Annotated in this window: 16 protein-coding genes; all 16 read left to right on the forward strand. The window is 66.6% G+C overall.

All coding sequences use genetic code 11. The features are described 5' to 3' along the window. The first annotated feature begins 1 nt into the window (after position 1). The 16 genes from D7W82_RS14810 to D7W82_RS14885 all read left to right on the forward strand — a co-directional run bounded on the left by D7W82_RS14810 (position 2) and on the right by D7W82_RS14885 (position 21,860). Entirely contained in the window at positions 2-400 is a 399-nt protein-coding gene (locus tag D7W82_RS14810; protein ID WP_120618975.1) for a hypothetical protein, read from the forward strand. Between the two features lie 35 nt (positions 401-435). Further along, positions 436-942 (forward strand): hypothetical protein, encoded by a 507-nt coding sequence (locus tag D7W82_RS14815; protein ID WP_120618976.1) that lies wholly within the window; start codon positions 436-438, stop codon positions 940-942. Positions 943-1,116: 174 nt separating this feature from the next. Then, the gene (locus D7W82_RS14820; protein WP_120618977.1) at positions 1,117-2,976 is read left to right on the forward strand and encodes a hypothetical protein; all 1,860 of its coding nucleotides are present in this window, start codon (positions 1,117-1,119) and stop codon (positions 2,974-2,976) included. 40 nt (positions 2,977-3,016) lie between these two features. Then, entirely contained in the window at positions 3,017-6,511 is a 3,495-nt protein-coding gene (locus D7W82_RS14825) for a hypothetical protein (protein ID WP_120618978.1), read from the forward strand. A 94-nt stretch (positions 6,512-6,605) separates the two neighbouring features. After that, positions 6,606-7,970: a cytochrome P450 gene (locus D7W82_RS14830; RefSeq protein WP_120618979.1), complete on the forward strand. Its 1,365-nt coding sequence runs from the start codon at positions 6,606-6,608 to the stop codon at positions 7,968-7,970. A 106-nt stretch (positions 7,971-8,076) separates the two neighbouring features. Then, the gene (locus D7W82_RS14835) at positions 8,077-9,552 is read left to right on the forward strand and encodes a DUF2252 domain-containing protein (RefSeq protein WP_120618980.1); all 1,476 of its coding nucleotides are present in this window, start codon (positions 8,077-8,079) and stop codon (positions 9,550-9,552) included. Positions 9,553-9,588: 36 nt separating this feature from the next. Beyond that, complete coding sequence (locus D7W82_RS14840; RefSeq protein ID WP_120618981.1) at positions 9,589-10,893, forward strand: AHH domain-containing protein; 1,305 nt, start codon at positions 9,589-9,591, stop codon at positions 10,891-10,893. 3 nt (positions 10,894-10,896) lie between these two features. Then, positions 10,897-11,487 carry an imm11 family protein gene (locus D7W82_RS14845; protein WP_120618982.1) on the forward strand — a complete coding sequence of 197 codons (591 nt, stop codon included), beginning with the start codon at positions 10,897-10,899 and terminating at the stop codon, positions 11,485-11,487. Between the two features lie 85 nt (positions 11,488-11,572). Next, the gene (locus tag D7W82_RS40945) at positions 11,573-12,475 is read left to right on the forward strand and encodes a hypothetical protein (protein WP_199727755.1); all 903 of its coding nucleotides are present in this window, start codon (positions 11,573-11,575) and stop codon (positions 12,473-12,475) included. A 38-nt stretch (positions 12,476-12,513) separates the two neighbouring features. Further along, positions 12,514-13,005, forward strand: a complete 492-nt coding sequence (locus tag D7W82_RS14855) for an AHH domain-containing protein (RefSeq protein WP_120618983.1) — start codon at positions 12,514-12,516, stop codon at positions 13,003-13,005. Continuing rightward, positions 13,002-13,649 (forward strand): hypothetical protein, encoded by a 648-nt coding sequence (locus tag D7W82_RS40950; protein WP_199727756.1) that lies wholly within the window; start codon positions 13,002-13,004, stop codon positions 13,647-13,649. The genes D7W82_RS14855 and D7W82_RS40950 overlap by 4 nt, the downstream gene beginning before the upstream one ends. Before the next feature lie 278 nt (positions 13,650-13,927). Then, entirely contained in the window at positions 13,928-15,670 is a 1,743-nt protein-coding gene (locus tag D7W82_RS14865; protein ID WP_120618984.1) for a class I SAM-dependent DNA methyltransferase, read from the forward strand. Continuing rightward, entirely contained in the window at positions 15,667-17,025 is a 1,359-nt protein-coding gene (locus tag D7W82_RS14870) for a restriction endonuclease subunit S (RefSeq protein ID WP_120618985.1), read from the forward strand. The genes D7W82_RS14865 and D7W82_RS14870 overlap by 4 nt, the downstream gene beginning before the upstream one ends. Further along, positions 17,022-20,141, forward strand: coding sequence for a type I restriction endonuclease subunit R (locus D7W82_RS14875; protein ID WP_120618986.1), 3,120 nt, complete (start codon positions 17,022-17,024; stop codon positions 20,139-20,141). The genes D7W82_RS14870 and D7W82_RS14875 overlap by 4 nt, the downstream gene beginning before the upstream one ends. Positions 20,142-20,166: 25 nt before the next feature. After that, positions 20,167-21,489: a hypothetical protein gene (locus tag D7W82_RS14880; RefSeq protein WP_120619003.1), complete on the forward strand. Its 1,323-nt coding sequence runs from the start codon at positions 20,167-20,169 to the stop codon at positions 21,487-21,489. Beyond that, complete coding sequence (locus D7W82_RS14885) at positions 21,486-21,860, forward strand: DUF2019 domain-containing protein (protein ID WP_120618987.1); 375 nt, start codon at positions 21,486-21,488, stop codon at positions 21,858-21,860. Before D7W82_RS14880 ends, D7W82_RS14885 begins: the two co-directional genes overlap by 4 nt. Positions 21,861-21,915: the final 55 nt, after the last annotated feature.

Consider the following 21,915-nt stretch of genomic DNA (forward strand, 5'->3'; position numbering starts at 1 on the left):
CATGAAGCGTTTCACGCAGGCGTTGGGAACGTCCGTCGCGCTGGTTCTGCTGGCCGTACCCGTGGCGTACGCAGGGTCGAAGTCGGCATTCAACGTGAACGTGAACACCTCCCTCCGTTACGCGGAAGGGGCGCAGGGCACGGCGCGCAACAGCTCCGACACCGTCCAGCGCATCTACTGCCGCACGTTCGCGGACTCGGCGGGAAATGAGTCCGTGCGGTGCTTCGCCGTGTCCGCGGCGAGCGTGTCCGCGACCTGCTTCTCCACCCTGCCCGCGCACGTGCGCAGCGTGCAGTCCGCTGGCGACGCGTCCTTCATCTATTTCACCTGGGACACGAGCGGCGTCTGTCAGTCCATCGACGTGCTCAAGGGCTCGCACCTGGAGCCGAAGGCGCCGTAGTCCCGCTGCTTGCGCCGCGCCCCCGGAGCCTCTCGATGAAGACCTTCCTCCAGACACTGTTGTCACAGGTCCCGGGCATCGCGCTCGGCATCACCGGGGGCGTGGCGCTGACCTTCGCCACCCTGGAGTCCCGCGTGGAGCGGATGCTCGACGTGCAGACCCGCCAGCTTCGCGGGCTCGCGCAGTCCTGTCCCGCCCCCACCTCCGGGGTGACGCGGACGCAGGACTCCCGCGAGGAGCTGCGGCTCATCCGCGAACAGCTCGCCGTGCTCGCGGCGAGGGAGCCCGTGGCGGCCCCACCCGCACCGCCCGTGGAGCTGGCGCGTCCTGCCCCCACGCCCGAACAATGGGAGGCCTCCCGCCAGGGACAGCAGGTCCTGGACGACGCCATCACGCGAGGCCGCTGGACGGACGATGATCAGCGGCGCTTCCACCAGGCCCTCGGCGCCGGCCCGCGCGAAGAGGTCGAGGCGATGGAGCGCGAGCTGTCCGTGGCCATCAACAGCGGTCAGCTCCGTCCAGTTCTGGGCGAAGAGCGGTAGCGCGCGAAGCGACGCAGCTGCGTCCGCGCGGCACGCAGCTTCGCGAGCGTGCGCGGGCCGCGGATGTGATCCCGCGAGGTTGCGGTCTGGTCCTGGCCTTGCAGCTGGAGAGAGCGTGGCCGTGAAACAGGTTGTGTTTCACGGCGCGTGCCCCCTCACCCGCCAGATCCTGCCATGACGATCTCCACGTCCCTCACCATCCAGAACAACTCCGGCTGCCCCATCGATGACCTCGGCGGGCCCGACTACCAGGACGGCTCGCTCAGCGGCAGCGCGCCCGCGAGCAGCATCGCCGCGGGCTCCAGCACGACCTTCAAGGTCGAGCAGAACAACTCCATCTCCCCGGGTCCTGAAGGCACGGTGACGTACAAGCTGGAGACGGGGAACGAGCAGGTGCCGCTCTCCTTCTACTGGAACTACTCCAGCGGCGCGCAGCACCACGAGTCCTATACCGCCACCACGAACGACAGCCTGGCGCCGGTGGTCATCACCCAGACGGACACGGACGGGGACCACCACGCGACCACCTACCGGGTGGACTTCAAGCCGCGCGCCCCCCATGAGTGGGACCTGGTGTGGGCGCTGTCCGTGGGGCTCATCAACAAGCAGCTGAACGCGCTGCTCTACTACCAGCTCCTCCCGTCCTCCTTCACGCAGGCCGCCAGCGGCGGAGCCCAGCTCACCGTGGCGACGATGGGCGTCCCGACCGTGTCGGTGCCCGACGACCAGACGACCCACCTGGACGTGCACCTGGCCTTCAGCACCGCGACCCTCCAGTACGTGGAGTCCGGCGCGACGAAGACGCAGGACCTGTCGGGGACGACGGTCATCGTGTCGCTGGACCTGTCGCAGGCGCAGGTGACGGACCCCAACACGCTGGCCGCCACGACGGAGGCGAAGCAGCACATCCAGGGGCTCCAGTCGCTCAACTACTCCGTCTACCGCCTCTTCCTGGACCTGGCCAACCCGTCGCTGTTCCGCTCGCTCCAGGTGGTGAACGCGAGCAACCAGCCCGTGGCGCTCAGCCAGGCCGCGCAGAGCGCGCTCCAGGCCACGCTGGCCGGCGTGGGCCACATGGACGTGGCGTACACGACGCAGGCGCCGGGCAGCCCCGCGAGCATCGTCCCCACGCTCGCGAAGGAGCGCACCACCCGCTACAGCGCCAACGGGAACTTCAGCACGCTCAACGTGTGCATGATGAGCCGGGGCCGGAAGGAGCCCAACTGGAGCTCGCGCTTCGGCTTCACCGCGCCGCTGGCCGCCACCACCAACCCGGACGGCACCCTGGCGGAGGCCCGTGCGCGGCTGTTCCTCAGCCAGGACACGCTGGGCGAGGGCTACCTCAAGCCGACGGTGCTGCCCGCCATCCTGAAGGCCTCCGGCATCCCCGGCAGCATCATGCGGCTGGCGCCGCTGATGTACGAGTGCGTCGGCACGCGCGACAACTCCAGCAAGAACGACGGGCGCGGTGAGTTCGTCCAGGTGAACAACGGCTTCGACCAGTACGTGTTCGGCACGGAGGCCATCGTCTTCACCACCCAGCCCAACCTCACCCAGACCGACCGCTGCACGCTGTCCATGAGCGGCCAGTTCCAGGTGAACATCGAGGTCAGCCAGTATCCGCTCGACTTCATCGGCCTGGGCATGAAGGACGTCCTGGGGAAGGCCACCTACGTGCAGCCCTGGACGGGCACCATCACCCTCGCGGCCGGAGACGGCGGCAAGCTGGTGACGTCCGTGAGCATCGTGCTGGGCAAGGCCCCGGCGCCGACCGTGGACAAGACCCTGGATGGCTGGGTCTTCAACGCGTTGGACAAGCTGTTCAACTGGTCCTCCACGTCGCCGCAGGACGCCATCACGGCCCAGGCTCAGAAGTTCGCCAGCGACCTGGCCAACACCTTCCGCGACAACGCCTCCATGTCGCTGGACGTCGAGGATTGCGTCGTGCTGCCCACGGGCGTCGCGCGCTCCTACAGCCAGTTCGTCTTCAACACCGATGGCGCCGCCCAGGTGGACGTGACCTTCCCCGGCTGAAGCGGCCCCTCCCTCCCCAAGACATCCCAGGAACCCATCCATGTCCCAGACTCCCCAGACGGGCTCGGCGACCGTTTCCTCCAGCCTGATGTACAACTACCTGGCCGCCACCTCCGTGGACGCGGCCTATCCCCTGGCCTCCGCGGAGGACACCGGCGGCTCACCGCTGCTGTTCAGCGTGGGCGCGTCCACCGCGAACACCGCGCGCAAGACGCTGTGGGTGATGTTGCGCGACACCACCGTGACGACCGGCTGGCGCCAGGTCGAGCTCAGCCCGGACGCCAACCACGACGTGCAGGGCTACGCGGTGGTCCAGGCGCCCTCGGGCCAGGTCATCATCGCCGTGGCGGTGGATGACGGCGACAGCGGCAGCCGCGTGTTCGTCTCCCCCGCCCTCACGCCCACGCCGGACGGAGCGCCGTGGAGCACGCTCAACAGCGCGTGGGTCCAGCGCAGCGGCGCCCCCGGCAAGCGGCCCGTGCAGCGGCTGCTGCTGGGCGACTTCGTCAGCGCGGGCGAAGCGCCGCTGCTGGTGGCGGAGGTGAAGAACACGGACGGCACCACCGGCCGCTACTTCGTGGACGCGTCCACGAGCAACACCGCCAGCGCGTGGGTGAACTGGGCGCCGCCCAAGGACATGGCGACGCTGCACGACGTGGTGGTGGCCCGCGCGTCCATCACCGGAATCTCCTACCGGGGCACCTGGTCGCTGTACGACGACAACACCGGCAAGCGGTGCCTCACCTTCAGCAGCCTCCTGGACCCGTCCACCAGCACCACGCATACGCTGTCGGTGACGGCGCCGTCCGGAGCGCGCTGCCTGTGGGCGCTGGAGGACCGCCAGAACCAGGGGCTGAGCGCGCTGTACGTGGGCGGTGACGGGCTGTCGTGGTTCCCCTCCACGGGCCTGAAGAACGCGAAGAGCACCGCGCTGGCCATCGCCTCCTCGGACCTGCTGTCCGGCGTCACCACGGTGCTGGCGCAGCAGGACTCCCAGCGCGTCAGCGTATGGGCGGTGGACGGCAGCCAGCGTTTGTTCTCCCTGAACAACGCGGTGGGCGCCACGGCCGGCTGGTCCGCGCCGCTCCAGCAGCGCGAGCACGTGGCCCGGCTGGCCCCGCGCCGCAACCAGAAGCGCTCCACGGGGGAGCTGTTCGTGAGCTCCTCGGACAACAGCCTCATCACGTACCTGTGGCAGGACCCGGACACCACCACCTGGCAGAACACGGACATGGTGCTGCCCACGCAGGCCAACGGGCAGGAGTTCCCCAGCTACACCACGGTGGTGCGCTTCACGGACGCGCAGGGCAAGCCCGTCGTGGGCCAGACGGTGCAGGTGAACGCCTCCGAGTGGTCCCGCGTGATGGTGAACGGCTACTGGACGGACCTGGACTCCAGCACGCGCGTGGAGGTGAAGACGGACGCCGCCGGCACGGTGACGCTCATCAACAAGGTGTCCGACGTGGGCACGCCCGTGTTCCGCTTCAGCGCGCCGTTCCTCGCGCAGGACGTGACGGCGGACCCCAGCGCGGAGCTGCGCGCGAACCTGGCCGCGAAGCTCAAGGGCCAGGACCTGTCCCAGTGGAAGAAGCCGGACGGCACGCCCGTGGTGCCCCCCGGCGCGGACCCGGACCTGGTGGCGCAGGTGCAGGCGTCGCTCCAGCAGCTGATGGACAACATGGACAGCCTGCCCGCGGATGGCTCGTCGGCGCCCATCGAGCCCGCGGCGACGACGGCGATGGCCAGGACCCAGCCGTCCTTCAGGGTGCTGGGCAACGTGACGAACGCCATCGAGACGGCGGCGGGCGACGTGCTCCAGGCGCTCAAGAGCGCCGCGGGCGCCGTCTATGATTACGTCCTCCAGCCCATCCTCAGCGGCACGAAGACGCTGCTCCAGTTCTTCGTGAAGATTGGCGAGCAGGTGGTGACGTTCGTCGTGCGCACCCTCAAGGAGGCGCTCCAGCTCATCAGCTGGCTGTTCCAGCAGCTGGCGGTGCTGATTGAAGACATCATCGCGCTGCTGGGCTTCCTGTTCGCGTGGGACGACATCCTGGCCACCCAGCGCGTGATGGAGGCGATGACGAAGGACGTCGTCCTGGCGCTCGCGGGCCGCATGAAGGGCATGGAGTCCTCCATCACGGAGTACTTCGACGGCCTCATCGCGAAGTGGGACGACGTCTGCAAGCAGGCGCTGGGCCTGCCGGACGTGACGACGCAGCAGGTGGTGACGCAGACGCAGGCCGAGCAGACGCCGGAGCAGAAGTCCGCCACCGACTGCCTCACCACCAGCCCCGGCGCGACCTTCTCCACCTACCAGGTGTCCCACGGCGGCATCGGCGACAGCACGGCCGAGGACTCCGGCGCGCCGGTGGCCCAGGCCGTCACCGACTTCCTCCAGATGGTGGGGAACATCCTCTCGGGCGTCGCGGACTCCGTGAAGGAGCTGTGCCAGGGGCTCCAGACGATGGTTCAGCAGGGCACCGTCAGCCTGCACGCCATCGTCCAGTTGCTCATGGGCGAGGCCGCGAAGACGCTGCTCGCCGCCGCCAGGGACCTGCTGGTGGGCCTGTGCGAGATCATCGCGGACGTGAGCCAGGCCATCCTGGATGACGTACTCCTGCGCCCGTTCAACATCCCGGTCCTGAGCTGGCTGTACAAGAAGCTCACGGGCGAGGACTCGCTGACGATGCTGGGCGCCCTCAGCCTGCTCGCGGCCATTCCCGTCACGATTGTCTTCAAGCTGCTGACGGGGAAGGCGCCCATCCCCGAGCAGCAGCCGTCCAGCTTCATGCGGGTCATGACGCCCTGGCGGACGACGTCGCTGGTGGCGCTGCCCGAGTCGAAGGACGACAACGGCGACAACGTGATTGGAGACTCCGCCCACAACTACTCGGTCATCGGCGGCGCGCTGTCGATCGTCTCCTCGTTCTTCTACACGCTCTTCCTGTCGGGAGGGCAGCTCACGAAGAGCGCGGTCGCGCAGCGCTGGTTCTCCACCGGGCAGACCGTCTCCACCTGGACGGGGGTGGCGGGGAGCTTCCCCTTCGACGAGGACGTGCCCTCGCAGCAGCTGGACCGGATGGTCTGGGCGCTCTATTCCCTGGAGGCCGTGGTCACCGGGCTCGTGTGCCTGGCGAGCTGGACGCGGGGCGCGGACGTGAAGGCCCGGGGGCTGGCGAAGGCCCTGGAGATGACGGACAACACGCTGCTCACGTTCATGGGGCTCGTGAGCCTGGTGCTGTCGGTCGTCAGCTACGTCCTGGAGCTGGATGGGGAGATTCCCGCTTCCGCGCCCTACCACTCCAAGCTCTGGGACACGGAGAAGTTCGGCGCCAACGTCCTGGGCTTCGGCGGCATGACGGGCGAAGGCGTCGCGGGCCTCATCCCGGGTGAGACCGACAAGGCGCTCATCCTCGCGGGCTCGGCGGTCGCGGAGTGGGGCGCGCTCCTGCTCGACGTCACGCGCTGGGCGGACGCCGTCCTCTACAACAACTTCGGTGACGGCACGGACAAGAAGCTCTTCCAGCTCTGGTGAAGCCACACGCCCCCGTCCCCTGGCACGAAGCCCGGGACGGGAGGTGTTTCACCGGCTCCCGGGCTTGTATCGTGCCCCGTCCAGGAGCCACCGCATGCACGCCGCCCCTTCCGACTCCGCGGTCCTTCCGCCCCCGCTTCCCGCGGGGCTGCCGTGGGTGGGACAGGGGCTGGAGTACCGGAGGGATCCGCTGGGCTTCTTCCTGCGCTACGCGGACCGGGGCGCGGTGGTGCGGACGCGCTTCGTGGGGACGGACGTCTACCTGCTCAACACGTCGGAGGCCATCGAGCACGTGTTGGTGAAGAACTTCCGCAACTACCCGAAGGACGCCTTCCAGCGGCGCGCGCTGGAGGCGGTGGTGGGCCAAGGCCTGTTCACCAGCCACGGCGACTTCTGGATGCGGCGGCGGCGGATGATGCAGCCGGCCTTCCACAAGAACCTGCTGACCGCGCACGGGAGCGTGGCGGTGAAGGCCGCGAACACCTGGATGGCGTCACGGCGGGAGGGCGCGTCCTTCGACGCGTACCCGGAGATGATGGCGCTGACGTTGGACGTGGTGGCGGAGACGCTCTTCGGCGCGGACCTCTCCGCGCAGGCGCGGGAGCTGGGACAGGCGATGGAGGCGGTGATGCTGCACGCCCAGCACCTCTTCGACACGCCCATCTCGCTGCCCGCCTGGGTGCCCACGCCGGGCCAGCGGCGGTTCAGGGCCGGCCTGCGCGCCCTGCACGCCGTCGTGGACGACGTGGTGGAGCGCCGGAGGAGGCTGGGAGGTCCGGGAGACGACCTGCTGGGCCTGATGCTGGAGGCGCAGGCCGGGGACGGCGAGCACCTGACGGACGCGCAGCTGCGCGACGAATGTCTGACATTGATGATCGCCGGGCATGAGACGACCGCCGCCGCGCTGGCGCTCAGCCTGTGGTTGCTGGCGCGCCATCCCGAAGCGCAGGCCACGCTGCGGCAGGAGCTGGCCACGGTGCTGGGAGGCCGCGAGCCCACGGTGGCGGACCTGCCGTTACTGCCGTACTGCGAGCAGGTGGTGAAGGAGTCGCTGCGTCTGTATCCGCCCGCGTGGGGCATGAGCCGGGTGGCGGAGCAGGACGACCGGATGGACGGCGTGCGGGTCCCCGCCGGAACGGTGGTCGCGTGGTCCCAGTGGGCGCTGCACCGCGACGCGAGTCACTTCCCGGAGCCAGAGGCCTTCCGTCCCGAGCGCTGGGCGGACGGGCTGGAGCGCCGCATCCCACGCTTCGCATACTGTCCTTTCGGAGGAGGACCCCGGCTCTGCATCGGCGCGGGCTCCGCGCTGATGGTCATCCGCCTGGTGCTGGCCACGGTGCTCCAGCGCTTCCAGTTCGAAGCCGGGCCAGGGCCCGCGCCGGAGGTCCTCCCCGCCATCACCCTGCGCCCGAAGGGCGGCATCCCGCTCACGCCGCGGAGGGCGTCCCTTCGGGAGTGAACACTCCATCCATCCATGTTCCCGGGGGCCGGGGACATTCCGGACCTGGACGCTTCCGGTTCCGGGGAGACGTATCCACCTTTGGAGGTGAGGAGTCACACACCCCATGGATGCGGAAGGTACTTCCGAGCTGGGAGCCGCGAAGGTTCCCCTCGTATCCAACCAGAAACAGCAGCGCACGCGGCGCACGCCCCGGAAGCTGAAGCCCTCACGGCTGCAGGCCGTGGACTTCCGCTCCGTGGAGGAGCGCATGGACGCGGGCCGCGCCTTTCGCAAGCGCTGTCCCCGGAGCAGCCACGCCCGGTGGAAGCCCTTCCGGGGGCGCGACCCGCTCGCGCAGCTCAAGGAGTCCGACGCCACGCGGCTGCCGTGGCTGGTGCCCGTGCGCCATGAGCGCATGTCGGAGTCCCCGTTCGCCTTCCTGCGCGGCACGCCCTTCGTCATGGCGCGCGACCTGGCCCACACGCCGCACAGCGGCCTGCGCAGTCAGATTTGCGGCGACGCGCACCTGGCCAACTTCGGCCTCTTCGGCACGCCCGAGCGCAACCTCATCTTCGACCTCAACGACTTCGACGAGACGCTGCCCGGCCCCTTCGAATGGGACGTGAAGCGCCTGGCCGCGAGCTTCGTCGTGGCCGCGAAGCAGAACGGCCTGGGCGCCCGCTGCGGCAAGAAGGCCGCGCGCAAGGCCGTGGAGTCCTACCGGCTCACGATGCGTGAACTGACGACCCGGAGCCTGCTGGAGGTCTGGTCGCTCCACGTGGACGCGAAGGAGCTGAAGAACTCCGACTCCGACGACACCGCGAAGCTCGCCGCCGAGGCGGTGGAGAAGGCGAAACGCCACACCAGCGCGCACGCGGTGGAGAAGCTCACCGTGGAGCGCAACGGCCAGCGGCACCTGGCCTACCAGCCGCCGCTGTTGTTCCCGCTCAGCGCGGTGAAGATGGACGTGACGCCCGCGGAGCTGGAGCGGCGCATCAAGCGGCTCACGGTGGGCTACCTGGAGTCGCTGGACGGCGCGGTGAGGGACCTGTGCCTGCGCTACCAGCGCAAGGAGTGGGGCTTCAAGGTCGTGGGCGTGGGCAGCGTGGGGCTGCAGGCCTACGTCGTGCTGTGTGAAGGAAATGGCGGAGAGGACCCGCTGGTGTTGCAGCTCAAGGAGGCGAAGGCCTCCGTGCTGGAGCCCTACCTGGGCCCCAGCGAGTTCCACAGCGCGGGCGAGCGCGTGGTGGTGGGCCAGCGGCGCATGCAGGCCTTCTCCGACCTGTTCCTCGGTTGGACGGAGGTGGAGGGCATGGGCGCGTTCTACGTGCGCCAGCTGCGCGACATGAAGGGCTCGCTGGACGCGGAGAAGATGGATGCGCCGGTGTTCCTGGACTACGCGGACGCCTGTGGCGCGACGCTGGCCCGTGCCCACGCGCGCACCGGCGACGCCGCGCTCATCGCGGGATACCTGGGCAGCAATGACCACTTCGACGAAGCCGTCACCGAGTTCGCCTGCGCCTATTCAGACCAGGTGGACTCGGACTACGGGCACTTCATCGACGCGCAGGCGAAGGCATTGGAAGCGCTGACGCACTGAGGTCAGAATGCCGCGCTTCCTGTTCTTGGGAGCGCCATGAGGCTGGCCGGAGCCATCACGCTGTTGCTGCTGCTCGCGACGGGGTGTGCGACCCGCCGCGTCGTCCATATCGATACCGGGAGCGGACCACGGGTTGCCCACGAGCCGGTGGAGGTTGCCCCGGTCCAGGTGAGCGAGGACGCATTCACGTCCGCCCTCACCCAACTCATCCTGGACATGCGCATGGACGTTGCCTTCCGTGAGATGGAAGCGACGGATGCGCGAGCGTGGGTGCGGTCCAGGACGCTGCTCGCCTCCTCGGAGGGCCTCGCGGATTCCGGCTCGCGGAGTTCGCCTGAATCTTTGTACGCGCGCCTCTGCCCCGACGCGGATGACTGCCTGACCCTGGTGGGCGGGACGGGGCTGACGTTCTCGCGCAAGGACCGGACGCTCATGGCCTTGTCCTTCGCGCTCGATAACGTGTGGGAGAGCGTCGAGGCCGAGGTTGGCAAGCTGCTGAACCCGGCCGCGCTCAAGGCCGTGGTGACGTCCGCCGCGCTGAGCGTGCTTCTCACCATGACGCTACCCGAGCCTGTCACCAAGGTCATCGCCGTGGCGCTGACGGCCGCCATGGTGGCCTACCTGGGCATCGTGCCGGTCTGGGAGATGGGCCGGGGCTTCGTGCAGCTGTGGGACGAGGCAGGGACGGCAACGAGCGTCCTTGAGTTGCAGGACATCGGTCACCGGTTCGGGCGGGTACTGGGGACGAACGGCACGCGCGTCCTGGTGCTGCTCGTCACGGCGGCGCTTGGCGGGAAGAACGCAATGGCGGCCCAGGGCCCCAAGCTCCCGGGCTTCCCCCAGGCCGCGCTCCGGGGACAAGCCGAGGCGGGGTTCTCACTCGGGGCAGCGCTGAACGGGGGTGTGACTTCCATCGCGATGCCCGCCGCGGGCGTGCTCAACGTCGCGTTGGCTCCTGGGGCAGCGGCTGCTCTCGCGATGTACTCGAACGGCCAGATTCCAGGTGACGCCGAAGGGCCGGTTCACCACATCTGCACGAACAAGAACCTGGTCTCCGCTGTGTCCGGAGGGCCTTGGACGCCGTTGTGCGAAGAAATCTTCGCTCGTGCTGGGCTGTCCTTGGACGATGTCGCCAACAAGGTACGTCTGGGTGGACATCAGGGGCCGCATCCGAGCAAGTATCATGAGGCTGTTTTGCGAAGGCTGAATGACGCACTGGGAAAATGCAGGACCCAGGACACGTGCCGAGAGCGATTGCTCGAGGAGCTTGCGAAGATCGCGAATGACCTTCTGACGCCAGGCTCCGAGCTTCGACTCCTCATCGCGCCAAGAAAGGGGTAGTGGATGACCGACGAAAACTTCTACGACATAGGGATCGCGGACGTTCCTCAGTGGGCTCTGGAGTTGCCTGCCCTGGCATCTGGCGGTGAGCTGGATGATCCCTGGATGTTCGGTGACGGAAGACACCTGCCAGACCCCGGACCTCTCACGAGCAAACCTTTCCATGAGGGGCCGCGGCGCTCCTTCTCCGTGGCGAATTCGGGGAGAACCCCCATCGCGGACGAGCAGGTCGCGAATGTCTTTCGCAAGCTGGCGCCCGACGACGTCCAGACCTTCCCCATCAAGGTCGAAGGGGAAAGCAGAAACCTCTACATCATCAACGCAACCAGAAGTTTCAGGTGCGTTGACGAAGAGAACTCCAAGGAAGTGCAAGTCTATCCTTCAGATGGAGTAGCGCCGGAAAGGGCCGGAACCTACCGTGCGATTTACGGCTTGCGTATCAACCCTGCCAGGACAGAAGGCGCCCGGGTCTTCCGCATACAAGGATATCTCTCCGCGCTCATCGTATCGGCAGAGATCAAGAGTGCGCTGGAGGAGGTCGGGAACCTGGGAGTGTTCTTCACTCGCGTGACGGGGCCGCAAGGCGCCCCCTGAGTAAGTCTTTGTCAGTCCCACCCGGCCAGTCGTTCACTCTCGGCCTGGGTGGCTGAATCCTGTCAGTCCAGAGTCGGGAGGGGACATGACGATTCAGCTCGGGCTCATCGACCAGGGTGATGGCGCCAACCTGCGGACGCTCCCCGCGGAGATGAAGGGCTCCACCTGCCTGACTCCGGCGCCCCTGCCTCCGGGCACGCGGGTGAGCGTCATCCGGGACCATGCCCAGGCGCCTGGCTGGTCCTACGTCTCCACCGTGGCGGGGGGATACCTGCTGCAAGGCTTCATGCAGACCTTGCGCATCACGACCCAGCTTCCGGAGCCCGCGGCGACGCTCTATCAGGTCCGTCCAGGGGACCGCCTGGAGCCCATCGCCGCACGCCTCTACCGGCAGGCCATCCAGCCGGGAAGGGACCTGCGCTTCTACGAGAAGGTCATTCATCACGTGAACGTGAAGAGTGGCCGCAAGGGGGTCCAGCACCTCGACGGTGACGTGCGGCTGGTCGCGGGCGAGCGCATCTGGCTGGTGAGCATTGCCTTCGCCAACCAGCTCCAGGGAATCGTGTCGAGCGGCTCCATCACCCACGAGGCGATGGCCCAGGCGCGCAAGGCCGCCCGGCACCTGGAGGACGTCCTCACCTCCGTGAGGCAGGCGGACCGGTACTTCGGAGAAGTGACTGGCCAGTACGGCAAGGCCATCCTGGACAACTGGCTCGAAATCTCCGCGATGGTGGTGGGCTTCATCGCCGCGGAGGCGCTGTCCACCTTCCTGGCGGCGACGCCCACGGGGGTGGGGCAGCTCGCGGCGGCGCTCATCCAGCTGGGCCTGGCTGCCTTTGGCGCATATGGCCTCATCGAGGCCGGAGGGGAGGCCCTGAAGCACGCGCAGCTGTGGCTCACCCAGGCCTGGGAGGCCAACGGCTCACCGGAGAAGCGGAAGGAGGCCAGCAAGTCCTTCCTTAGGCTGGCAAGGGCACGCCCCGCCTGAGCGTCTTCACCCGCTACCGCAAGAACTACCTGGACTGGGTGGAGAAGACCCAGGGCCCGGCGGCGCGGGCGGCGGCGGAGGTCCGGCTCTCCGCCGGCCATCCCATGCACCACCTCATCCCCGACGCGGTCGTCCAGAAACACCTGCTGCTCCGCACGGCCATGGAGCGGCTCAAGGGCTACACGATTGACCGGGGGTCGAACATCCTCGACATGCACTCCGGGATCAACGTGGAGGGCCGGCTCATCCACTCGGGCAGCCACCCGCGCTACAGCGAGTTCGTGGAGGCCCGGCTTGACCTCGCCTGGGATAGGCTGAGCGCGAAGGGCCCTCCCTCCAACTGGACGCCCAAGGCCATCGAGGAGGCCATCCTCAAGGTCGAGAACGAGCTGCGCCAGACCATCCAATCCGGAAGCCTGAAGGAGCCAATCATCAAGGTGATCCAGGAGGAGCGCGGCGGTAGGGTGCTCACGGGGAAGAAGCTGGCCTTGCTGGAGCTGTCCTTCCACGGGGAGTCACACACCACATGATGTATGCATTGACGGCGGACAGCTCCCACATTGATGAGGAGGGTATCCATGACGCCGAGCTCATCGAGTTCGACGGCTTCGAGTGCGCGACGTTCCGCGACCCCGGCATTGACTATCAGCGCCAGCAGGGCGCGCCCGGCGTCATGGAGTTCATCGGCAACCTGGAGAACGCCGCCTGGCTCGACCACCTGTTCACCGCGCCCCGGGGGTGGTTGCTGATCTCCCGGCGCATGGTGCGCGTGCTCGAAGCGGTGGGCCCGTTCCGCCACCGCCTCATCCCCACCGTCATCTACTCGGAACGCATCAAGCACCTCGTGAGCAAAGGGTACCCCCGGAGGCGAACCTGGCATTCGGTGACGGACCCTGCGCTGAAGAACGAGGACTTCGTCATCCTCCAGTTGCTGGAGCGGACCGATTGTCTCGACCGGGAGCGCACCCTCGTGAAGGGCGTGCCCTTCCACCAATGCGGGGAAGAGTTCCTGGGTCAGGAGGAGGCCGAGCCGCTCGTGCTCCGCCCTCCGCCCGGAGGCTTCCCGCCCGTGTTCTCCGTCCCCGAGCTGCTCTACTACTGCTACACCGAGGAGGCACGTCAGGCGTGTGAGCAGGCGGGATTGAAAGGGCTGTGGTGGCGTCCCCAGCCTTGAGCCCGGGAACGGCCCTGGACAGGGCGCCCAGGTCTTTCGCATACACGATATCCCTTCGCGCTCACCGCATCGGCGGGGCTCAAGCGTGCGAATGACGGGCCCACGAAGCGCACCCTGAGTGAGGAGCGCTCCACGGGCCAGCGGGCCTGAAGTGCCTCTCTTGGCGATGGCCGTCCCTGAACGGCCGCTGCTACCATGACCGGGATTGCCCCGGAGCGGCATGCACCTGCCTCGACCCGCTCCCCCCTTCGCTCCGGGTGCCCAGAGAGAATGCCTTCATGAGTGAGCCGAACCTCTCCTCCTTCATCTGGTCGGTCGCGGACTTGCTGCGCGGCGACTACAAGCAGTCCGAATACGGGAAGGTCATCCTCCCGTTCACGGTGCTGCGGCGCCTCGACTGCGTGCTCGAACCCACGAAGGCCGCCGTCCTCGCGGAGAAGGTGGCCCGCGAGAAGGCGAAGCTCAACCCCGAGCCCTTCCTGCTCAAGAAGTCCGGCCAGCACTTCTTCAACACGTCGCCGCTCGACCTGAAGAAGCTCATGGGCGACCAGCACAACATTGGCGAGAACCTGCGCGCCTACGTGCAGGAGTTCTCCCCCTCCGTACGGGACATCTTCGAGCGCTTCGAGTTCCACGCGCAGATCGACCGGTTGTCGAAGGCCGGGCTGCTGTACCTGGTGACGGAGAAGTTCGCGAACATCGACCTGCACCCGGACGTCGTGAACAACGCCCAGATGGGTTCGGTGTTCGAGGAACTGATCCGCAAGTTCGCTGAACTGTCGAACGAGACCGCCGGAGAGCACTTCACACCCCGCGAGGTCATCCGGCTGATGGTCAACCTCCTCTTCATCGAGGACGACGACGCGCTCGTGAAGCCGGGCATCGTGCGCCACCTGTACGACCCGACGGCGGGCACGGGCGGCATGCTGAGCGTGGCCGGCGAGCACCTGGCCGGGATGAATCCAAAGGCCCGCCTCGTCATGTATGGGCAGGAGCTGAACCCCGAGTCCTATGCCATCTGCAAGGCGGACATGCTCATCAAGGGGCAGGACGTCGCCAACATCGTCTTCGGCAACACGCTCTCCGCGGATGGGCATCCCGGCAAGCACTTCGACTACATGCTGTCGAATCCGCCGTTTGGCGTGGAGTGGAAGAAGATCGAGAAGGAGGTCCGCAAGGAGGCCGAGCAGCAGGGCTTCAACGGCCGATTCGGCCCGGGCCTGCCGCGCGTGAGCGATGGCTCGCTGCTGTTCCTCCTGCACCTGGTGTCGAAGATGCGGCCGGAGAAGGACGGGGGGAGCCGCTTCGGCATCGTCCTCAACGGCTCGCCGCTCTTCACGGGTGGGGCGGGGTCGGGTGAGAGCGAGATCCGCCGCTACATGTTGGAGAACGACCTGGTGGAGGCCATCATCGGCCTGCCCACGGACATGTTCTACAACACAGGCATCAGCACCTATGTATGGATCGTGAGCAACCGCAAGCCTGCCCAGCGCAAGGGCAAGGTCCAGCTCATCGACGCGAGCAGCTTCTTCCAGAAGATGCGGAAGAGCCTCGGTAGCAAGCGCAAGGAGCTGAGTCCCGAGCACATCGAGGACATCACGAACATCTTCGGCGCGTTCAAGAAGCTGACGCGGGCGGGGGTGCCTATCAGCCGCATCTTCAAGAACGAGGACTTTGGATACCGCGCCATCACGGTCGAGCGTCCCGAGCGTGACGACAAGGGGCGTCCGGTGCTGGGCACGAAGGGGAAGGGCAAGGGCAAGCCCGTGGCGGACGCGAACCTGCGCGACACGGAGAACGTCCCGCTCTCCGAGGATGTAGAGACGTATTTCCAGCGCGAGGTGGTGCCCCATGCGCCGGATGCCTGGATTGACCACGAGAAGACGAAGGTGGGCTACGAGATTCCCTTCAACCGGCACTTCTATGTCTTCAAGCCGCCGCGTCCGCTCGCGGAGATCGATGCTGAGTTGAAGGGCGTTACCGACCGCATCCTCACGATGATCGGAGGGCTGTCGAAATGAGCTTCCCTCGCTACCCGGAGTACAAGGACAGCGGTGTCGAATGGCTGGGCGAGGTGCCCGCGCATTGGGCCGTAACGAAGCTTAGTCGAATAGTCACACCCCATCGACCGATTACCTACGGGATTGTTCAGGCAGGCCCCCATGTGCCGGATGGTATCCCTTATGTACGCCCAGCCGACATGTCAGAAGAAGAGGGCGTTCGATCTCAAGACGAAATCCTTCGAGCAAGCGCGGAAGTTGCGAGGGCGTATAGTCGAAGCACAATCAAGACTGGTGACCTAGTGTGTTCAATCGGCCCTAGTTTTGGGAAGGTAATGGTCACACCAGCTTGGCTTAACGGCGCGAACTTGACACAAGGAACGGCGCGCATTGCCGTCGCCGCGTCAAACTCATCACGCTACGTATTCTGGGTTCTCCGTTCTGAGAGCACAATAGCGCAGTGGGAGAGTTCTGTCGGTGGCGCTACCTTTCGAGCATTGAATCTCGGTCCCCTATCAGCGACGGTGCTTGTTCTGCCGCCACCAAGTGAGCAAGCCGCTATCGCTGCGTTCCTCGACAGAGAGACCACAAAGGTCGATGAGTTGGTGGCCGAGCAGCATCGACTGATCGAGTTACTGAAGGAAAAGCGCGAAGCCGTCATCTCCCACGCCGTCACAAAGGGGTTGAATCCCAGCGCGCCAATGAAAGGCTCAGGCATCGATTGGCTCGGACAGATTCCTTCCCACTGGTCCCTCCGCGAACTTCGCCACTTAATCAAGGCAGAAACAACTATCACCTATGGAATTGTACAGGCCGGCCCAGACACGGAGGGTGGCGTGCCGTACATCCGCACTTCGGATATGTCTGGTGAATCGCTGCCTAAGTCCGGATATCTGCGAACTACGCATGAGATTGATGCTGCCTACCGAAGGTCCAAGGTGATCCGTAATGATTTGGTGGTCGCGATCCGAGCAAGCCTTGGAAAGGGCCTGCTTGTTCCTGACCATCTTGAGGGCGCCAATCTTACGCAGGGAACTGCTCGAGTTTCCCCTGGCGCGGAGTTGCTTCCGAAATTCTTGCTCAGGGCGTTCAATAGCGACTACTGCCAGACCAGCATCCGCATCGCGGCCAAGGGCACCACTTTTTTGGAGATAACCTTGGATGAGCTTCGCAGGATACCGCTTGCCGTCCCGCCTATTGAGGAACAGCTTAAAATCGCAGAGACGATTGATTCCCAAGTCGGAAAATTCGACGATTTGATTCATGAGGCGATGCGTGCCGAGCAGCTTCTTGGAGAGCGTCGCACCGCACTGATATCCGCCGCTGTCACCGGACAGATCGATGTTCGTGCCATCGCCGGAAAGGCCGCGGCGTGAGCCTCCACAAGGAAATCAGCTTCGAGTCCGAGATCTGCGCCCACCTCGCGGCTCACGGTTGGCACCACACGGACGGAGACGCAGCCGACTACGACCGTCAACGCGCGCTCTTCCCCGCCGACATCCTTGCCTGGGTGCAGACCACTCAACCCAAGGCCTGGGAGACGCTGACGAAGAACCACGGCGGCAATGCCAGGGAGACGCTGCTCAACCGCCTGCGTGACCAGCTCAACCAACGTGGCACGCTCGACGTCCTGCGCCACGGCATCGAGCTGCTGGGCCTCAAACAGCCGCTCAAGCTGGCCGAGTTCAAACCCGCGCTCGCCATCAACCCCGACATCCTCGCGCGCTATGAAGCCAACCGGCTGCGCGTGGTGCGGCAGGTGCGCTACTCCGTCCACAACGAGAACAGCATCGACCTGGTGCTCTTCCTCAACGGAGTCCCTGTAGCGACGGCCGAGCTGAAGACCGACTTCACCCAGAGCGTCACGGACGCCATCGACCAGTACCGCTTCGACCGCCTGCCGCACCCCAAGGGCCAAGCCGCCGAACCGCTGCTCTCCTTCCCGAGCGGCGCGCTGGTGCACTTCGCCGTGAGCAACAGCGAAGTCCACATGGTGACGCGGCTCGATGGCCCGGCGACCAGCTTCCTGCCCTTCAACCAGGGCGACGACGGCGGCGCGGGCAACCCGGTGAACCCTTCCGGCGGCCACCGCACGGCATACCTGTGGGAGCAGGTCTGGGCGCGCGAGAGCTGGCTCGAAATCCTGGGGCGCTACCTGATTGGCCAGCGTGATGCCAAGAAGCAGCTCACCCGGATCCTCTTCCCGCGCTACCACCAGTTGGTCGTCACCCGGAAGCTCCAGGCCGCAGTGCTCGCGGATGGGCCCGGCACGAAGTACCTCGTCCAGCACTCGGCCGGTTCGGGGAAGACGAACTCCATCGCCTGGACGGCACACTTCCTGGCCGAGCTGCACGACGCCCAGCACCAGAAGGTCTTCGACACGGTGCTGGTCGTCTCCGACCGCAACGTCATCGACACCCAGCTCCAGGAGGCCATCTTCGACTTCGAGCGCACGACCGGCGTGGTGGCGACCATCACCCACAAGGACGGGAGCAAGAGCAGCAAGCTCGCCGAGGCGCTCTCCGGCAAGAAGAAGATCGTCGTCTGCACCGTCCAGACGTTCCCCTTCGCCATCGAGGAAGTGCGGCGGCTGGCCGCGACGCAGGGCAAGCGCTTCGCGGTCATCGCCGACGAGGCCCACAGCTCACAGACTGGAGAGACCGCCTCCAAGCTCAAGGCCGTCCTCTCCCCCGCGGAGCTGGCGGAGCTCAACGACGGCGGCGAGGTGAGCAGCGAGGACCTCCTCACGGCGCAGATGTCCTCACGCGCCAATGATTCGAGCATCACGTTCGTCGCGTTCACGGCCACGCCGAAGAGCAAGACCCTGGAGATCTTCGGCACCCGGCCGGACCCGTCGCGCAAGCCCGCGCCCGACAACGTCCCGGTGCCCTTCCACGTCTACTCCATGCGGCAGGCCATCGAGGAGAAGTTCATCCTCGACGTGCTGAAGAACTACACGCCCTACAGCATGGCCTTCAAGCTCGCCCACGAAGGCAAGGCGGTGGACGAGAAGGAGGTGGAGAAGGGCGCCGCGCTGAAGCGGATCATGGGCTGGGTGAGGCTCCACCCCTACAACATCGCGGAGAAGGTGCGGGTCGTGGTGGAGCACTACCGCGCGCACGTGGCTCCCCTGCTCGACGGCAAGGCCAAGGCGATGGTCGTCGTCGCCAGCCGGCTCGAAGCCGTGCGCTGGCAGCTCGCCATCGAGAAATACATCCAGGAGCATGGCTACAAGATGGGAACGCTGGTGGCGTTCTCCGGGGAGGTCGTGGACCCGGAGTCCGGCCCGGAGCCGTTCACGGAGAACAGCCGGACGCTGAATCCCCACCTGAAGGGACGCGACATCCGGGAGGCGTTCAAGGGCGGCGAGTACCAGGTGCTGCTCGTGGCCAACAAGTTCCAGACCGGGTTCGACCAGCCGCTGCTCTGCGGCATGTACGTGGACAAGCGGCTGGCGGGAATCCAGGCGGTCCAGACACTCTCCCGGCTGAACCGGGCGCACCCGGGCAAGGACACGACGTACATCGTTGATTTCGTCAACGACGCGGCCGACATCCTCGAAGCCTTCAAGACGTACTACACGACGGCGGAGCTGGCGGCCACGACCGACCCGAACGTGGTGTTCAACCTGCGCGCGAAGCTCGACGCCGCTGGCTACTACGACGACTTCGAGGTCGAGCGGGTGGTGGGAGTGGAGCTGAACCCCGCCTCGAAACAGAGCGACCTCGTCAAGGCCGTCGAGCCGGTGCTCGACCGTCTGATGAAGAGTTTCAGGGCCGCACAGGCGGCCTTCAGGGCAGCGGAGGAGAGCGCCAACGCGAAGGCCCGCAAGGACGCCAAGGCCGAGCTGGATGCGCTGGTCCTCTTCAAGTCGGACATGGGCGCGTTCCTGCGGCTCTACACCTTCCTCTCGCAGATCTTCGACTACGGCAGCACCGCCATCGAGAAGCGGGCCATCTTCTACAAGCGCCTGCTGCCGCTCCTCGAGTTCGGGCGCGAGCGCGAGGACATCGACCTGTCGAAGGTCAAGCTCACGCACTACACCCTGAAGGAGAAGGCCAAGGCCCCGATGCTGCTCTCCGTGGGAGAGAAGCCGACGCTCTACCCGGCGACAGAGGCGGGCGCGGGCAGCGTGCAGGAGCGGGAGCGTGCGAGGCTTCAGGAGATCATCGAGAAGCTGAACACGCTGTTCGCGGGGGAGCTGTCGATCCAGGACAAGCTCGTCTACGTGAACAACGTCTTGCTGGGGAAGCTGCTGGAGTCCACCACGCTGGCCCAGCAGGCCGCGAACAACACCAAGGAGCAGTTCGCGAACTCGCCGGACCTCCAGGAGGAGCTCATGAGCGCCATCATCGCCGCGCTCGACGCACACGCGCTGATGAGCAAGCAGGCGTTGGACTCCAAGGCGGTCCGGGATGGCCTCAAGGACATCCTGCTCAACCACTCGATGCTGTGGGAGGCCCTGCGCTCCAGAGGAGCAAGCGACACGTGACAGCTTGCGGCGGAGCGAGTTCCTGATGCGGCTTCCATGGCTGGTGCTGTCCCTGTTCTGGGCGCTGGTCGGGTGTAGCGGCGCGACGAAGGCCGTCCGGCTCGACACGGGGCGCGGGGCGCCTGTCGTCCACGTGCCCCGCGAGGAGGGAGCGGCCCGGCCGGTCCCGCTGGATGCGGGGGCGCTGAAGGAGGCCGTGGCGCGGCTGACCCCGGGGCTTCGGTTGTCACCGCGTGCCCAGGAAGCCGCCCGGCGCCTCTTCGAGGTGGAGCCCCGGAGCGGTTCGTACCTGATGGATGTGCAGCGCCGCCGCATCACGCCGCTCGGGCCGGGGGAGCACCTGTCCTCCGAACAGGCGCAGCCAGACGTGGAGCTGACCCGCGCCTACTTGCGCTGGTGCGGACGGACCGGCCGGGCCGGTGACTGTCTGGGTTTGCTGAAGGAGAGCCCGGTTGTCTCTGGGGACGCGCGCTTCGCCCTGGCGCTCGCGATGGCGAAGGGGGCGGTGTTGGACGAGCTGTGGGACGCCGTGAAGGACATGGCGAATCCCGAAGCGCTGATGCAGGCCGCTCTGTGGACAGCGGTCACGTATGCGCTGCTATGGACGGTGCCTGAGCCCGCGACGAAGGGCGTGGCGGCGGTGATTTCGGCAGGGCTCATCGCCTACGTGGGCATCGACACGTTCTGGGCGCTCATCCAGGGCTTCCGGTACCTGATGGCGGAGTCGGACGCGGCGCTGACGTTCGACGAACTGCGCGGAGCGGGAGAGCGATTCGGCAAGGTGATGGGCCGGCAGGCGGCGCGAGCGTTCGTGATGCTGGCGACGGCGGCCATCGGAAGCACGGGCGCGACGCTGGGGGCGAAGCTCCCGGGCCTGCCAGGGGCAGCCCAGGCAGCGGTCCGGGCCGAGGCGGAGGCCGGCGTGGTCTACGCAGTCGTGGGCAGCGTTGAATCCGTCGCTGTGGCCGCTGACGGCTTCACGGTTGGCCTCGCGCCGGGTGCCGTGGCCATGTCATCGAACGGCCCGGCGAAGTCTCGCTTGAGGGCGTGGAAGTCCTTCAGTGGGTTCAAGAAAGCGATGGGGCCCGCAGGCAGCGGGAAACAATGGCATCACATCGTCGAGCAGACGCCCGGAAATGCGCAGCGCTTTGGACTCGATGCGCTTCACAACACCGAGAATGTCATCGCAATCGACGAGCAACTCCACAAGCTCGTCAGCTCATACTACTCGTCCAGACAGACTGTCTCCGGAGGTCAGATCGTCCGGGAGTGGCTTCGGACGCAATCCTACGAGCAGCAGCGCGCATTTGGACTGCAAACCCTGAAGGACTTCGGAGCCATCCCATGAAAGCACGTGACCTCAAGGTGCTAGGGACCGAGGAGTTGATTGCGCGTTTTCGCGAGGTGTCAGCCAGGCACGGGCGCTTACTGAATGCGCGCGACACTCGGGCTGCGAACAAGGACTACCTTCTCGCGGCAGCCGCCAGGAAAGAGTTGCGTACCCGCGGGCCCGATGCGGAGAAACGCCTGCTGGTATTGCTGACCGATCCGGAGCCAGGGACGCGGTATTGGGCCGCGACGGCCGCCCTGGGCTTCGCGCCCAGCGAAGCAGAACGTGCGCTTGCCCTGTTGGCGGAGCCGCCACCGACGCTGCTGAGTGTGAGTGCGGCGATGACCCTGCGCGCGTGGAAGGACGGAACGCTTCCTCCGGTAGAATAGAACCGTTCCAATTGATAGGCCGAGTGCGAGGACGTTCCCGCGCAGTTGGGAGCAG

Origin of the sequence: Corallococcus sp. CA049B (assembly GCF_003611685.1) — a bacterium.
Lineage (GTDB): Bacteria > Myxococcota > Myxococcia > Myxococcales > Myxococcaceae > Corallococcus > Corallococcus coralloides.